This is a genomic window from Inquilinus limosus (assembly GCF_002195995.1).
Taxonomy (GTDB): domain Bacteria; phylum Pseudomonadota; class Alphaproteobacteria; order DSM-16000; family Inquilinaceae; genus Inquilinus; species Inquilinus limosus_C.
In genome coordinates, this window is record NZ_NHON01000055.1 from 1 (window position 1) to 14,375 (window position 14,375).

General features: G+C 69.9%; 13 protein-coding genes. 4 read left to right on the forward strand and 9 right to left on the reverse strand.

All coding sequences use genetic code 11. From position 1 onward, the window contains the following. Positions 1 to 143 precede the first annotated feature (143 nt). Both BWR60_RS24080 and BWR60_RS24085 read right to left on the reverse strand, forming a co-directional pair. On the reverse strand, positions 144 to 1,211 hold the full coding sequence (locus BWR60_RS24080; protein ID WP_088153722.1) for a quinone-dependent dihydroorotate dehydrogenase: 1,068 nt from the start codon (positions 1,209 to 1,211) through the stop codon (positions 144 to 146). After that, positions 1,208 to 1,564, reverse strand: coding sequence for a DUF952 domain-containing protein (locus BWR60_RS24085; protein WP_088153724.1), 357 nt, complete (start codon positions 1,562 to 1,564; stop codon positions 1,208 to 1,210). Before BWR60_RS24085 ends, BWR60_RS24080 begins: the two co-directional genes overlap by 4 nt. Before the next feature lie 314 nt (positions 1,565 to 1,878). Here BWR60_RS24085 and BWR60_RS24090 point away from each other — a divergent pair, with 314 nt between their 5' ends. Further along, positions 1,879 to 2,082 (forward strand): hypothetical protein, encoded by a 204-nt coding sequence (locus tag BWR60_RS24090; RefSeq protein WP_144445732.1) that lies wholly within the window; start codon positions 1,879 to 1,881, stop codon positions 2,080 to 2,082. On the opposite strand, the gene BWR60_RS24095 is transcribed toward BWR60_RS24090, so the two are convergent. The 4 genes from BWR60_RS24095 to BWR60_RS24105 all read right to left on the reverse strand — a co-directional run bounded on the left by BWR60_RS24095 (position 2,066) and on the right by BWR60_RS24105 (position 7,298). After that, positions 2,066 to 4,066, reverse strand: coding sequence for an MHYT domain-containing protein (locus tag BWR60_RS24095; protein WP_179221929.1), 2,001 nt, complete (start codon positions 4,064 to 4,066; stop codon positions 2,066 to 2,068). The two genes, BWR60_RS24090 and BWR60_RS24095, sit on opposite strands and share 17 nt — an antisense overlap. A gap of 88 nt (positions 4,067 to 4,154) precedes the next feature. Continuing rightward, positions 4,155 to 4,946 (reverse strand): hypothetical protein, encoded by a 792-nt coding sequence (locus BWR60_RS36505; RefSeq protein WP_144445733.1) that lies wholly within the window; start codon positions 4,944 to 4,946, stop codon positions 4,155 to 4,157. A 209-nt stretch (positions 4,947 to 5,155) separates the two neighbouring features. Further along, positions 5,156 to 6,622, reverse strand: coding sequence for a sensor histidine kinase (locus BWR60_RS24100; RefSeq protein ID WP_088153730.1), 1,467 nt, complete (start codon positions 6,620 to 6,622; stop codon positions 5,156 to 5,158). Next, positions 6,609 to 7,298: a response regulator transcription factor gene (locus BWR60_RS24105; protein WP_088153732.1), complete on the reverse strand. Its 690-nt coding sequence runs from the start codon at positions 7,296 to 7,298 to the stop codon at positions 6,609 to 6,611. Before BWR60_RS24105 ends, BWR60_RS24100 begins: the two co-directional genes overlap by 14 nt. A gap of 250 nt (positions 7,299 to 7,548) precedes the next feature. Here BWR60_RS24105 and BWR60_RS24110 point away from each other — a divergent pair, with 250 nt between their 5' ends. The 3 genes from BWR60_RS24110 to sdhA all read left to right on the forward strand — a co-directional run bounded on the left by BWR60_RS24110 (position 7,549) and on the right by sdhA (position 11,559). Continuing rightward, entirely contained in the window at positions 7,549 to 8,460 is a 912-nt protein-coding gene (locus BWR60_RS24110; RefSeq protein WP_088153734.1) for a LysR family transcriptional regulator, read from the forward strand. A gap of 64 nt (positions 8,461 to 8,524) precedes the next feature. After that, entirely contained in the window at positions 8,525 to 9,766 is a 1,242-nt protein-coding gene (locus BWR60_RS24115) for a YbfB/YjiJ family MFS transporter (RefSeq protein ID WP_088153735.1), read from the forward strand. Further along, positions 9,763 to 11,559 carry a succinate dehydrogenase flavoprotein subunit gene (sdhA, locus tag BWR60_RS24120; protein WP_088153737.1) on the forward strand — a complete coding sequence of 599 codons (1,797 nt, stop codon included), beginning with the start codon at positions 9,763 to 9,765 and terminating at the stop codon, positions 11,557 to 11,559. Before BWR60_RS24115 ends, sdhA begins: the two co-directional genes overlap by 4 nt. A 48-nt stretch (positions 11,560 to 11,607) precedes the next feature. Here sdhA and choX read toward each other — a convergent pair whose 3' ends face one another. The 3 genes from choX to BWR60_RS24135 form a co-directional block, all read right to left on the reverse strand. Further along, complete coding sequence (gene choX / locus BWR60_RS24125) at positions 11,608 to 12,552, reverse strand: choline ABC transporter substrate-binding protein (protein ID WP_088153739.1); 945 nt, start codon at positions 12,550 to 12,552, stop codon at positions 11,608 to 11,610. A 40-nt stretch (positions 12,553 to 12,592) separates the two neighbouring features. Then, a complete protein-coding gene (locus tag BWR60_RS24130; protein ID WP_088153741.1) occupies positions 12,593 to 13,087 on the reverse strand; it encodes a thioesterase family protein in 495 nt (164 codons plus the stop codon). 150 nt (positions 13,088 to 13,237) lie between these two features. Beyond that, positions 13,238 to 14,365, reverse strand: coding sequence for a D-alanyl-D-alanine carboxypeptidase family protein (locus BWR60_RS24135; RefSeq protein ID WP_230983166.1), 1,128 nt, complete (start codon positions 14,363 to 14,365; stop codon positions 13,238 to 13,240). Positions 14,366 to 14,375: the final 10 nt, after the last annotated feature.

Below are 14,375 nucleotides of genomic sequence, written 5' to 3' on the forward strand. Positions count from 1 at the left end.
AGCACCTCCTGCGCAAGGCCGCTCGACGCAACCCCGACGCTATCTGCGACGCCATCGCCTCCATCCTCGACACTGTCACCCCGCCACAGTGCCGCAACTTCTTCGCCCAGGCCGGTTATGACCTCAGATAAATTCATCCCGCTCTAGCGCAGGTCGGCGCCGACCGCCTCGGCGACCGAGCGGAAGCCGTCGGCACGCAGCCGGCCGGCCAGGTCGCGCTTGATCTCGCCGACCAGGCCGGGGCCGCGATAGGCCAGGGCGGTGTAGAGCTGCACCAGGCTGGCGCCGGCGCGGATCTTAGCATAGGCGTCGGCGCCGCTGGCCACGCCGCCGACCCCGACCAGCGGCAGCCGGCCGGCCACCAGCTTCGCCATCCGCCGCAGCACCGCGGTCGAAGGCTGCATCAGCGGCTTGCCGGACAGCCCCCCGGGCTCGCCGGCCAGGTCGGGCGGCAGGCCGGCCGGGCGGGCGATGGTGGTGTTCGACACGATCAGCCCGTCGATGCCGGCGGCCAGCGCCACCTCGGCCACGTCCTCCAGATCCTCCGGCGTCAGGTCCGGGGCGATCTTGACCAGGACCGGCGGCCGCGCCGTGCCGTCGTCCCGCGCCGCAGTGGCGGCGGCCAGAAGCCGTTGCAGCGGCTCGCGGCTCTGCATCGCCCGCAGCCCGGGCGTGTTGGGGGAGGAGATGTTGACGACCAGATAGTCGGCCAGCCGGGCGAAGGCGCGGATGCCGGCGGCATAGTCCGCCTCCGGGTCGCGGCTGTCCTTGTTGCGCCCGACATTGACGCCGAGAAGGCCGGGAACGGCGGCGCCGTTGACCCGCCGCGCCTCCAGCCGGGCCACGGCGGCGGCATGGCCGCGGTTGTTGAAGCCGTAGCGGTTGATCAGCGCCTGCTGGTCCGGCAGCCGGAAGGCGCGCGGCCGCGGATTGCCCGGCTGGGCCCGCGGCGTGATGCTGCCGACCTCGACGAAGCCGAAGCCCAGCCGCAGCATCGGGTCCACCACCTCGGCATCCTTGTCGAAGCCGGCGGCCAGGCCGATCGGGTTGGCGAAGCGCCGGCCCCACAGCGACACCGCCAGGATCGGGTCGTCCGGCCCGGCCGCAGCGGGGCCGAGGCCCAGCTTCAGCGCGGTGATGGTGGCCCGGTGCGCCGTCTCCGGCGGCAGCGCCTTCAGCACCGGCGCGGCCAGGGCGAAGAGCAGGCTCACGGCGCAGCGACGGTGGGGAACAGCCGCGGCGGGAAGGCGTGGCGGCCGTCGACCAGCGGCAGCGGCGCGACCCCCTGCACCGCGTGCAGCGGCAGCTCGGCGTAGAGATGCGGGAACAGCGCGCCGCCGCGCGACGGCTCCCAGCGCAGCGCGTCGCCCAGCCGGTCCGGGTCGATCGCCACCAGCACCAGCCCGTCCTGGCCGGCGAAGTGGCGGGACGCCGTCTCCTCCGCCTGCGCGGCGGTGGAGAAGTGGATGAAGCCGTCCTTGTGGTCGACGGCGGAGCCGCGATAGGTGCCGGCCGCCTCGGCCGCCGCCCATTCCGCCGCGCTGCAGATCTTGTAGATGGTCATGGCGGCCGAACCCTAGGGAAGCGGTCCTCTCGCGTCAATCGCGGGGCCGGATCAACGGATCATGATGGTTGCAGAATGCGAATCGTATGTGGCTGCGCGTTGCAAATTGCGAGAGCGGGTTCGCGATCAAAAGTCCGTCACAATTTAAATTACGTGAATTGCATAGTTTTTGGAATTATCAGTCGATCTTGACTGTGGGACCGGGATCTCATCCATCCCAGCCATGCCGGACAGCCCCATCCGGCCTTTGGCACGCCCCTTGCACCGAAGGACAGCATTAACCTTGGGAGGGGCCCAAAATGGGCGACATTGCGATGACGGATAATCTGGCGGTGGTCGAGCTGAAGACCCCCATGACTTATGCCCTGGACATGGTGACGGCGATGGGCGACCCCGGCATCACCACGGTCCCGACGAAGCCGACCGCCGGCATGCTGGCGGCGGGCGCGCGGGCCGGCGGTGTCACGGTCGAGGTGGCCTGGCGGGTGTTCCAGTCGATGGTCAACGCCGCCGACTGACCGGACGGCCGATGCTGAGCGGCAGGGGCTCGATCACGGCCCCGCCGCCGGCGTCCCCGGTCCCGGCCTCCGCGCCGGTCGGCAGCAGGATGGTGATGCGGGTGCCGACCCCGGGCTCGCTGTCGATCATCAGCATGCCGCCATGGCTTTCGACCAGCGCCTTGGCCAGCGGCAGGCCCAGCCCGGATCCCTCGCGCGGCCGCCGCGACAGCTTGCGCGCCTGGCGGAAGGGCTCCAGCGCCAGGGCGATCTCCTGCTCGTTCATGCCGATCCCGGTATCGGCCACGGTGATGCGCACCGACCGGGCCACCGCCGCCGCCTCGATCGTGACGCGGCCGCCATCGGGCGTGAACTTCACCGCGTTGGTCAGCAGGTTGATCAGGATCTGGCGCAGCCGCAGCGGGTCGGCCTGCAGCAGCGGCAGGTCGCGCGCCACGCGCTGCTCGATGGTGATGCCATGCGCCTCGGCGCGCTGGGCCACCAGGCTGACCGCCCCCTCGATGTCGCTGGCCAGGTCGACCGGCTCCGGCTGCAGCTCCAGCCGGCCGGATTCGACCCGTGACAGGTCCAGCACGTCGTTGACCAGGGCCAGCAGGTGCTGGCCGGAGCGGTGGATGTCCTCGGCATAGCCGCGATAGCGCTCGGGCAGCGGCCCGAGATGGGCGTCCCGGATCAGCTCGGAGAAGCCGAGGATCGCGTTCAGCGGCGTGCGCAGCTCATGGCTCATATGGGCCAGGAAGGTGGTCTTGGCGTTGTCCGCGGCCTCGACCGTGTGCATCGCGTCTCGCATGCGCTGCTCGGCCACCCGCTCGGCGGTGATGTCGAGATGCGCCACCACGGCGCCGGCGGCACGGCCCTCGGCGATCGGCGCGGCCAGCAGCCGGATGGTCCGGCCGCSGGCGCCGGCGCCGATCATGTACTCGACCGGCATCGCCGGCCGGATGCCCTGGACCACGCCGGCCAGATGCACCCGCACCTCAGCCCCCGCCGGGCCGGCGGCGGCGCAGAGGGCGAAGTAGTCCTCGCCCGGGCGGGCGCCGCCGCCGACGAAGCGGTCGCGCTCGCCCGGCCACTGCCAGGGCGGGTTGGCGGTCAGGATGGTGCCGTGCTCGTCGATCAGCGCCAGCGGCATCGGCAGCGCGTTCAGGGTGGCGGCGTGGCGCTCGTCCAGGACGGCGAGCTGGCGGTGCGCCTGCAGCTCCGAGATCCGGCGGTCCAGCCGGCTCGCGACCAGGGCGAGGGCGAAGACGATCAGGTCCGCCGCGGCGATCAGCCCGGCCAGGATCGCTGGCGGCACCGGCGTGCCGGCGGCGGCCTGGGCGGCGATGGCCGGATCGGGAATGAACCGCGCCGCCAGCATGCCGACGAAATGCATGCCGGAGATGGCGGCGCCCATGACCGCGGCGGCCAGGATCCGCCGGATGCGCCCGATCTCGGACAGGGCCAGGGACAGCGCCGCCGTCGCGGTGACCACGGCGATCAGCACCGACAGGGCCAGGATGGCCGGGTCGTAGGCGATGCGGCCAGGGGCCGTGATCGCGGCCATGCCGACATAATGCATGCCGGCGATGCCGAGGCCGAGGCACAGGCCGCCCGCCGCGAGCGGCAGCGGTGCCGGTCGGCCCGGGCCGAACCCGGCGGCCCCGCCCGGCGCCGCCCGGCCGAGCGTGGCCATGGTGAAGCCGGCGCCGGTCGCCGCGACGGCGATCAGCAGCGACAGCAGCGTCAATCGCAGGTCGTAGGCGAAGGTGGCCGTCGGATGCAGGGCCAGCATGGCGATGAAGTGCATCGACCAGATACCGCCGCCCATGGCCACGGCACCGCCGGCCAGCCACAGCAGGCGCGCCTCGCCGCGCGCGGCGCGGATGTGCCGGCCGAGGCTGAAGGCGACGTAGGAGGCCAGCACCGCGACGATCACGGCCAGGGCCGCCAGCCAGGGATCGTGCCCGAAGATCAGGGAATGGGGCGGATGATCGCTGGTCAAATCCATCGCCTTCCGATCGGGCGGGCCGCGACCGGAAAACGCCCGGCCTGCGGCGTGTCCGGAGCATATCTCCGGCGTGGCGGCGTGGCTATGGCCGAGGCTCTTTGGCAGATATATCCGTCGGATACTCAATCTCTGACCAATGGCTCTCTGCTTGATCAAATTCTGCCAACAAAGCTGCATTTCTCACGTTTGCGTAAAGCAGTTCATCGGCTGGACGATTAAGAAATCGTAACAAGACCCTTATTCTGAGCCATGTGAGATGGTAGCAACTTGAGATAAGCTTGGCTGCATGGGCAAGCTCGATGGCTTTTCGCCTTTGTACCGAGCGCATGTCCCTTTCAAGGGGCATCTCCGTACCGTCAAAGCTCATATGCTGAAGGTCACTGGCTACCGAATAGCCATGAAGAAGTGCGCGCGCGGTAAGGCCGAATACGCCATCAGGTTTGGATATGGCCTCGACGAGGGCAGAGAAGCCCCATCGAGTCTCCATCCGCCTTCTCACATCCCGAGGATATTTCGCTTCGATATCGGCGAGCTCGTCATCAGTTAGTAGCAGGTCGCGATAGGGCCGTGTTTGTAGATCACTGGCGCCCCGCAGGGCGTTCAATGCTTCCGCTGCTTTGGTATGCCTGCGTCTTCTCGCGATTAAGGGTAAAACATCGCGATACTCGATGCAGCGCTCTGTAAATGTTGCCTGATTTTCAAGGAGATAGGCAAATTTCGCTGTGCCTTCGCTAACCGATCGCAGTATGAGTTCAGCGTCCCACAAGCGCATACCTTCGACTAGGTGCAGCACGCTGCCCGTAGAACCAAGGCAAGCCGTGGAAAGGAGCATCAGGGCACGTTTGTAACGATGCTCGCCCGGGAGTTCGCTCATGGGAGCGTGGAGCGGCATTAACTCCGCTATGGCTTGGTCTCCGCGTTCCACCCACTCTTGGACCCGAGCTTCTAGCGGACCTTTCTGCGCAAGTATCCCTCGAACCATTTCCCTGCCCCCGCCCTTGGCTGCTCATAACTGGCCGGCGCTTGGATCGTGGCGGTGGTCCGACCACTCTCCCGCTCCTCTCAAGGCAGCTTCTTTTAAGCCTAATATGTGCGTGCCGCAGGCGAAGATAATCGAGAATGTTCCGCAGATCCGATTGTTTGTCGTGCGTTGCTGCCTCGGCCCGCCGTGATGATCGCCCTGGCCGGCTCGGCGAAGTCCAGCGTCACCGCCAGGCCGGGGCGGTTGTCCGCCAGCGCCACCCGGATCTCGTGCAGCTGCGCCACCGCTGCCACCAGGCTCAGGCCCAGGCCGCTGCCCGGGGTCATCCGGGCGGCATCGAGCCGGAAGAAGCGCTGGAACACCTTCTCGCGCGCCGCCTCCGGGATGCCGGGGCCGGTGTCGCGCACCTGGCCGACCGGCCCGTCCGGCCCCGGCGCCAGCGACACCTGGATCGCGGTCCCCGGCGGGGTGTGGCGGATGGTGTTCTCCACCAGATTGGCCAGCATCTGGGTCAGCAGCTGCCGGTCGCCGCGGATCCGCAGGCCCGGCGTCACCGTGCCGGCGAGCCGGTACCCGGCGTCGTCGGCCACCGGGCCGTAGGTGTCGATGATGGTGTCGAACACCCCCGACAGGTCGACCGGCGCGAAGCCCTCGCGCCGGGCGCCGGATTCGATCTGGGCGATGCGCAGCAGCGCCGCGAAGACGCCGAGGATGCCGTCGATATCGGCCACCGCCCGTTCCACCGCGGCGTCGTAGTCGTCGGCCGAGGCCGCCTTCAGCCGCGCCGCCTCCAGCCGCTGGCGCATGTGCGACAGCGGCGTCCGCAGGTCGTGCGCGATGTCGCTGGAGACCTGGTGCAGCCCCTGCATCAGCTGCTGGATGCGGTCCAGCATCGCGTTCAGGTTGTCGGCCAGGCGGTCGAACTCGTCGGCGCCCTTGCCGCGGCTCGGCACCCGCTCGTCCAGATGGCCGTCCATGATGTGGCGGGCGGCGGTGTTCACCGCCTCGACCCGGCGCAGGAAGCGCGCGCTCAGCACCAGGCCGCTGGCCAGCGCCAGCAGCACCGTCGCCGCGGCGCCGGCCAGGAAGAAGCGGGTGATGCCCTCCTGCAACTCGTCCAGGTCCTGCGTGTCGCGGCCGATGAACAGGTGCAGCTCCGGCGTCAGGTCGACGCCCAGGCCGCGGATGGTGTGGCGCTCGGCGGCGCCGCTGCCGTCGGTGGTGTCCAGCGGGATGTCGGCCCAGCCGGTGACGGCCGGCACCGGCCGCAGGTTGCCGGCCAGCACGCCGCCGTCGGAATCCTCCAGCGCGTAGTAGAAATAGTCCGGGTCTATGTCGGTGATGCGGTCGTTGATCGCCTTGACGATCTCCGGGGCCGAGTCCGCGGCGACGGAATCGCGCACGGCCTTCATCTCCGAGCTGATCGAGAGGTCGATCTGCTGGTCGGAATACTGCGTCATCGCCATGTAGGTGATGCTCGAGACCACGATGATCGAGACGCTGAACAGCGCGGCGAAGCCGGCGGCCAGCCGGAACGTCGCGGTGCGGACAAGCCTACCCAGGATCACGGAGGCAGTATCCAACGCCGCGGACGGTATCCAGGAGGGGCAGGTCGAAACCGCGGTCGATCTTGCCGCGCAGGCGGCTGATATGGGTTTCCACCACCGTCGTCTGCGGCTCGAAATGGAACTCCCACACATGCTCCAGCAGCATGGTGCGGGTGACGATCTGGCCGGAGTGCCGCATCAGGTACTCCAGCAGCTTGAACTCCCGCGGCTGCAGGTCGATCGACTGGCCGGCCCGGGTGGCGGTGCGCTTCAGCAGGTCGATCTCGAGATCGGCGACGCGGATCGCGGTCTCGACCGCGACGGCGCCGGCGCGGCGGGCCAGGGCGTCGACCCGGGCCAGCAGCTCCGCCAAAGCGAAGGGCTTGACCAGGTAGTCGTCGCCGCCGGCGTTCAGTCCCTCGACCCGGTCGCTGACGCCGCCCAGCGTGGTCAGGAACAGGATCGGCACCGTGTTGCCCTCGGCCCGCATCCGGCGCGCCAGGGTGATGCCGTCGATGTCCGGCAGCATGCGGTCGACGATCAGCAGCCGGGGGGCGCAGCCGGTGCGGGCGGCCGCGGCGCGGGCCAGGCCGTCGGTGCCGGTCAGGCTGTGCTCGACCGTGTGGCCGGCGTCGCGCAGCGACCCGATGATGTGCTGGGCCGTCTCGTTGTCGTCTTCGATCAGGAGGATCTGCATGGGCGTGTCGGGCTCTCGGGCAGCGGATCGCCGGCGTGACGGACCGGACCACGCCGAGAGAGCACCGCTCCCGCCGGACCGTCGCACGCCGAGACGGGGCCGCGGGCGTTCGACCCGGGGCGGGAGAGTAGGGGAAAGCCCGGGGGCCGCGTACTTACGTTTCGGTAATGCCGCGTCCATGTCGCCCTGCCGCGATCTCTTCCCATATTATCACGATATCCTTCCCGGACGGACTCACGGGGCGCGCATCGTGAACGACAAGGATCTCAAGGTGTTCGAGGCGGTGGCCCGGACCGGCGGCATCGGCCGGGCGGCGGCCGAGCTGAACACCGTCCAGTCCAACGTCACCGCCCGGATCCGGGCGCTGGAGGAGGAGCTGGGCACGCCGCTGTTCGAGCGGCACAGCCGCGGCGTGGTGCTGACCGCGGCCGGGCGGCGCCTGCGCCCCTTCGCGGTGCAGATTGCGGATCTGATCCGCCAGGCCAAGCGGGCGGCGCAGGATGACGGCACGCCGCGCGGGCCGCTGTCGATCGGCAGCATGGAGACCACGGCCGGGCTGCGGCTGCCGGACGTGCTGGCCGCCTTCACCCAGGCGCATCCGGATGTCGACCTGTCGCTGACCACCGGCACCACGCCGTGGCTGACCCGGGCGGTGATCGCGCGCGAGCTGGACGGCGCCTTCGTCGCCGGCCCGGTCGACCATCCGGAGCTGGAGGCCGAGACCATCTTCGCCGAGGAGATGGCGATCATCGCCGCGCCCTCGGTGGCGGATCTCGACGGCCTCGGCACGCTGCCCGGTCTGAAGATCGTCGCCTTCCGCTCCGACTGCGCCTACCGGCAGCGGCTGGAGAGCGTCCTGGCCGCCCAGGGCATCGTCAAGCTCAAGGTGATCGAGATCGGCACGCTGGACGGCATCATCGGCTGTGTCGCCGCCGGCATGGGGATCTCGCTGCTGCCGAAGGGCGTGGTCAGCCAGGCGCTGCGCGACCGGCGGATCAAGGCCTTCCGCCCGCCGGCCTGGACCGAGCGGGTGGACACCGTCTTCATCCGGCGGATCGACGCGCACCCGTCCAGCGCCCTGTCGGCCTTCCTCAGGATCGCGCGGCCATCGCCCGTGCCGCGGGCGGCGGAGCCGCTGGCGCTGGTGCGAAGCCATCGCTGATGATGATGGCTTCCATCTGAACTAATCGCTCCCGCCGGTGGAGTGACGCGCCTAACTCTTGGTCATGAGCGCGACACCCCACCGGCCCGGTTCCCACGGCCACCATCCCCCGCCGGAGGCCGGGTCGGCCTGGCGCTTCGCCGCCGCGGGGCTCTGCGCCTCGCTGGTCGGGCTGGGCCTGGCCCGCTTCGCCTACACCCCGCTGATCCCGGCGCTGATCGCGGCGCAGTGGTTCAGCCCGTCCGACGTGATCTATCTCGGCGCCGCCAACCTGGCCGGCTATCTCGCCGGCGCCCTGGCGGCGCGGCCGCTGGCCGCCCGCACCGGCCCGGTCCGGGCGCTGCGCGGCACCATGCTGCTGGCCACCCTGTCCTGCCTCGCCTGCGCCATGCCGGTCGCCTTCGCCTGGTTCTTCGCCTGGCGATTCCTGGCCGGGCTCAGCGGCGGCGTCATCATGGTGCTCGCCGCCTCGACCATCCTGCCGCACACGGCGCCGGGCAAGCGCGGCCTGGTCGGCGGCGTGATCTTCGCCGGCGTCGGCCTGGGCATCGCCGCCTCCGGCACGCTGGTGCCGCTACTGCTGCAGCAGGGCCTGCGCGAGAGCTGGCTCGGCCTCGCGGCGCTGTCCGGCGTGCTGACCCTGGTCGCCTGGCCGAACTGGCCGAAGGGCGACCCCGCCGCGGCCTCCCATACCGATGCCAAGGCCGTGCGGCCGCGCGTCTCCGCCGCCGTGCCGGTGCTGTCCCTGCAATACGGCCTCAACGCCGTCGCGCTGGTGCCGCACATGGTCTTCGTCGTCGATTTCGTGGCCCGCGGGCTGGGCCAGGGCATCGCCGCCGGGTCGCAATACTGGGTGCTGTACGGGCTGGGCGCGGTGGTCGGGCCGTTGCTGACCGGCCATCTGGCCGACCGGGCCGGCTTCGCCCCGGCGCTGCGGGCGGCCTTCCTGATCCAGGCGGTGGCGGCGGCCCTGCCGGCCGTCACCACGGACCCGGCCGCGCTGATCGTCTCCTGCATCGTCATCGGCGGCTTCACCCCCGGCATCGTGCCGCTGGTGCTGGGCCGCATCCACGAGCTGATCCCGCATGGGGCGGAGGCGCAGCGCGCCGCCTGGGGCCGGGCGACCACGATGTTCGCCCTGTTCCAGGCCGGCGCGGCCTATGGCCTGGCCGCCTTGTTCGACCGGACCGGCGGCGACTATCGCATCCTGTTCGCCGTCGGCGGCACCGCCGCGGCCCTGGCGCTCGCCATCGATCTCGTCCTGGCGCTGACGGTCAGGGCCAGATCCTTCGGAGCATCGTCATGACCGGGTCCTACACCATCATCGACCACAGCCACGACGTGGTGATCGTCGGGGCCGGCGGGGCCGGGCTGCGCGCGGCGCTCGGCATGGCCTCGTCCGGGCTGAGGACGGCCTGCGTCACCAAGGTGTTCCCGACCCGCAGCCACACCGTGGCGGCCCAGGGCGGCATGGCGGCGTCGCTCGGCAATATGGGCGACGGCGACAATTGGCGCTTCCACATGTACGACACCGTCAAGGGCTCCGACTGGCTCGGCGACCAGGACGCGATCGAGTACATGTGCCGCGAGGCCGGGCCGGCGGTGCTGGAGCTGGAACGGTTCGGCGTGCCGTTCTCGCGCACCGCCGACGGGCTGATCTACCAGCGCCCCTTCGGCGGCCAGACCCTGAACTACGGCAAGCAGATGGCGCGGCGGACCTGCGCCGCGGCCGACCGCACCGGCCATGCCATCCTGCACGCCCTCTACCAGCAGTGCCTGGAGCACCGCACCGAGTTCTTCGTCGAATATGTCGCGCTCGACCTGCTGATGGACGAGGACGGCCATTGCCTCGGCCTGCTGGCCTGGAATGTCGAGGACGGCACGCTGCACCGGTTCCGCGCCCACCGCACCGTGCTGGCGACCGGCGGCTATGGCCGCGTCTGGTTCTCCTGCACCGCCGCCCATGCCTGCACCGGCGACGGCAACGCCATGGTGCTGCGCGCCGGGCTGCCGCTGGCCGACATGGAGTTCACCCAGTTCCACCCGACCGGCATCTACGGCGCCGGCTGCCTGATCACCGAGGGCGCGCGGGGCGAGGGCGGCTTCCTGACCAATTCCGAGGGCGAGCGGTTCATGGAGCGCTACGCCCCGACGGCGCGGGACCTGGCCGGGCGCGACGTGGTCTGCCGGTCGATGACGATCGAGATCAATGAGGGGCGCGGCGTCGGCCCGCAGAAGGACCACATCCTGCTGCATCTCGAGCATCTCGGCGCCGACCTGCTGCATGAGCGGCTGCCCGGCATCAGCGAGACGGCGAAGATCTTCGCCGGCGTCGACGTCACGAAGGAGCCGATTCCGGTGCTGCCGACCGTGCACTACAACATGGGCGGCGTGCCGACCAACCTGCATGGCGAGGCGACGACGCTGCGCGGCGGCGACCCGGAGACGGTGGTGCCCGGGCTGATGGCGATCGGCGAGGCCGCCTGCGTCTCGGTGCACGGCGCCAATCGGCTGGGGTCGAACTCGCTGCTCGACATCATCGTGTTCGGCCGGGCAGCGGCGCAGCGGGCCGCGGCGACCGTGCGCCCGGGCGAGACGCATGCCCCGCTGCCGCCGGCCGCGACCGAGAGGGCGATCGAGCGGCTGGACCGGGTGCGCCACGCCCGGGGCGCGACCAGCGCCGGCGAGATCCGGCTGGCGATGCAGCGCGTCATGCAGCGGCATTGCGCCGTGTTCCGCGACGGGCCGCTGATGCAGGAGGGCCTCGGCAAGCTCGGCGAGACCGCGGGGCCGATGCGGGCCGATCTCGGCCTGGCCGACCGGTCGATGGTGTTCAACACCGACCTGGCCGAGGCGCTGGAGCTGGACAACATGCTGCAGCAGGCGGTGGTCAGCCTGCATTCGGCGATCGGCCGCACCGAAAGCCGCGGCGCCCATGCGCGCGAGGACTATCCGAAGCGGGACGACGCGGCCTGGCTGAAGCACAGCCTGGCCTGGCTGGACGAGTCGGGCGAGGTCCGGCTGGACCATCGCCCGGTCCACATGCAGCCGCTGTCCAACGAGGTCGCGCCCATCCCGCCGAAGGAGCGGGTGTATTGATCAACGGCACGGCCGGAACCGCCGAGGCTCCGGCCCGTTCCGCAGGTCTCAGCTGCTCTTGAGCGCAGCCTTCACCGCCTCCAGCCCCGGCTTGCCGTCGATGGTGGTGACGCCGTCGAGCCACTTGGTCAGCAGGTCGGGGTTCTCGCTCAGCCACTTCCGGGCAGCGGCGTTCTGCTCCAGGCCGCCGTCCAGGATCATCGACATCATCTGGTTCTCGGTGTTCAGGTCGAACACCAGCTGGGTGGCGAACTTCTTCAGGTTCGGGCAGCCGTCCAGCCATTTCTGGTTGGCCAGGGTGCGCACCGTGGCGCCGCCGTAATTCGGGCCGAAATAGGCGTCGCCGCCGCTGAGATAGTCGATCTTGTACTTGATGTTCATCGGGTGCGGCGCCCAGCCCAGGAACACCACCCATTCGCCGCGCCGCGTCGCCCGGTCGACCTGGGCCAGCATCGCCTGCTCGCTGGCCTCGACCAGCTTCCAGCCGCCGAGGCCGAACTCGTTCTTCTCGATGATGGTGGTCAGGTTCTTGTTGGCGGAGGAGCCGGGCTCGATCGAGTAGATCGACTTGCCGAACTTGTCAGCGAATTTCTGCAGGTCGGCGAAGTCCTTGACCCCGGCCTCGAAGGCCTCGCGGTTGACCGCCAGCGTCACCTTGGCGTCGGCCAGGTTGGTGCCGACCAGCTCGACCCCCTGCTTCAGATAGGGGTCGACCATCTCGGTCTGCGACGGCATCCAGTTGCCGAGGAACAGGTTCACCTGGTTGTTCTTGAGCGATTCGAAGGTGACCGCCACCGACAGCATGTCGATCTTCGGCTCATAGCCCAGCCCGGTCAGCACCGTGTTGGCCAGGGCGGTGGTCGAGGTGATGTCGGTCCAGCCCACATCCGACATCTTCACGGCCTTGCAGGCCGCATCGTCGGCAAGGGCGGCACCGGCCGGGGCCAGGGTGGCGATCGCCGCCGCGGTGAAAAGGAATCGTCTCGCGTTCATCACTGCCTCCTGTCTGTCCGTATGGGAACGGGGGGCGTTGTCAGCCCTTCTCGTCCTCCGCGGCGGCCTCGTGGGCGGCGCGGATCTCGCTCAAGCGGTCATGGATCTCGGCCTCGAACGGCGCGACCTTGGGGATCGTCGCGTCGATCGACAGGTTCAGCACCTCGCTCTCGGCCAGCACGGTGCCGGATGCGGCGTGGCGCATCACATGGCGCAGGGTGAAGCGCTTGGCGTCCATCGCGCCCAGCCGGGTCTCCACCGCCACCTCGTCGCCGGCATGGGCCTCGCGCCGGTAGCGGATCGTCATCTCGCCGGTGAAGACGGTACGCCTGCTGCGCGCCCGGTAGGCGGCGTCGATGCCGGCGAATTCCAGGAAGGCGTCGGTGGCGTGGCTGAAGATGACGGCGTAGTAGCCGTCGTTGAGATGGCCGTTGTAGTCGGTCCACTCCGCCCGCACCGCCTCGCGGTGCAGCCTGAGCGGCGCCGCAATCGTCCGGTCGGACGGGGGTGTCGGGTCGGCCGCGGTCGCTGGCATCCGCCGGTTGGTCCTCACCTGCGGCCCGTCTCTCGGCGGACGGGCTCGGATGCAGGGGATGCTACGCGGCGGCGGCGTGCCCCATTGACCGAAGGCGACGTCGACCTGATCGAAAGCGCCGCCCGTCGGGGCGGCGCGGATCGAAGCGGATCAAAGACCCAGCAGCAGGCCCAGCTTCATGCCGAGGGCGCGGAAGATCGAGGCTTCGGCCATGTCCTGGGCGGCGACCAGCGGCACCTTGCGCACCGGCCCCTCCGGCGGGGCGATGTCGAGCTCGCCCAGCACCTGGCCCTTGGCGATCGGCGCCTCGATCGGCTGCTGGAACCGGGCGGTCACCGTCATCTTGTCGAAATCGGCCGGCTGCATGGTCATGGCCAGGTCCTGCGCCACCGTGACCGGCACCTTCTCCTCGGCGCCCAGCCAGACCGTCGCCTCGTCGACCGTGGCGCCGGCCTTGTACAGCGGGTACAGGCGGAACTGGTTCCAGCCCCATTCCAGCAGGCGGGCGCCCTCATCGGCGCGGGACTGCATGCTGGGCAGCCCGTTGACCACCAGGATCAGCCGGCGGTTGTCGCGCACGCCCGAGGCGGTCAGGCCGTAGCCGCCGGAATCGGTGTGGCCGGTCTTGATGCCGTCCACGCCCATCTCCCGGTACAGCAGCGGGTTGCGGTTGCCCTGCTTGATCTTGTTCCAGGTGAACTCCCGCTCGCCGTCGTAGCGATAATATTGCGGGAAGTCCGAGATCATGCGCTCGGCCAGGATCGCCAAGTCGCGCGCGGTGGAATAATGCTCCGGGTCCGGCAGGCCGTTGGCGGTGACGAAATGGCTGGCATTCATGCCCAGCTTCTTCGCCATCGCGTTCATCTGGTCGGCGAAGGCGGTCTCCGACCCCGCCAGGCCCTCGGCCAGCACCACCGCGGCGTCGTTGCCGGACTGGATCAAGAGGCCGCGCAGCAGGTCCTCGACCCGGATGGTGTCGTTGATCTGGACGAACATCTTCGACCCGCCGGTCTGCCAGGCCTTCTTGCTGACCGGAAACTTGGTGTCGAGCGTGATCCGGCCGTCCCGGAGCGCGTCATAGACCAGATAGGCCGTCATCATCTTGCTCATCGACGATGTCGGCATGCGTTCGTCGGCCGCCTTCTCCATCAGCACCGTATCGGTGGTGGTGTCGATCAGGATCGCCTGCTTGGCGATGGTGTCGACCGTGGCGGCGCCGGCGGGCAGCGCGGCCAGGCTGGCGAGGAGGAGGGTGACGCGGAAGAGGGGGGCCGGCATCGCGATCTTG

Coding starts and splice junctions, on each gene's coding strand:
- BWR60_RS24085 (WP_088153724.1), bottom strand. CDS start 1,564: ATGACCATCTACAAGATCTGCAGCGCGGCGGAATGGGCGGCGGCCGAG.
- BWR60_RS24090 (WP_144445732.1), top strand. CDS start 1,879: ATGACGGATAATCTGGCGGTGGTCGAGCTGAAGACCCCCATGACTTAT.
- BWR60_RS36505 (WP_144445733.1), bottom strand. CDS start 4,946: ATGAGCGAACTCCCGGGCGAGCATCGTTACAAACGTGCCCTGATGCTC.
- BWR60_RS24105 (WP_088153732.1), bottom strand. CDS start 7,298: ATGCAGATCCTCCTGATCGAAGACGACAACGAGACGGCCCAGCACATC.
- BWR60_RS24115 (WP_088153735.1), top strand. CDS start 8,525: ATGAGCGCGACACCCCACCGGCCCGGTTCCCACGGCCACCATCCCCCG.
- sdhA (WP_088153737.1), top strand. CDS start 9,763: ATGACCGGGTCCTACACCATCATCGACCACAGCCACGACGTGGTGATC.
- choX (WP_088153739.1), bottom strand. CDS start 12,552: ATGAACGCGAGACGATTCCTTTTCACCGCGGCGGCGATCGCCACCCTG.
- BWR60_RS24130 (WP_088153741.1), bottom strand. CDS start 13,087: ATGCCAGCGACCGCGGCCGACCCGACACCCCCGTCCGACCGGACGATT.
- BWR60_RS24135 (WP_230983166.1), bottom strand. CDS start 14,365: ATGCCGGCCCCCCTCTTCCGCGTCACCCTCCTCCTCGCCAGCCTGGCC.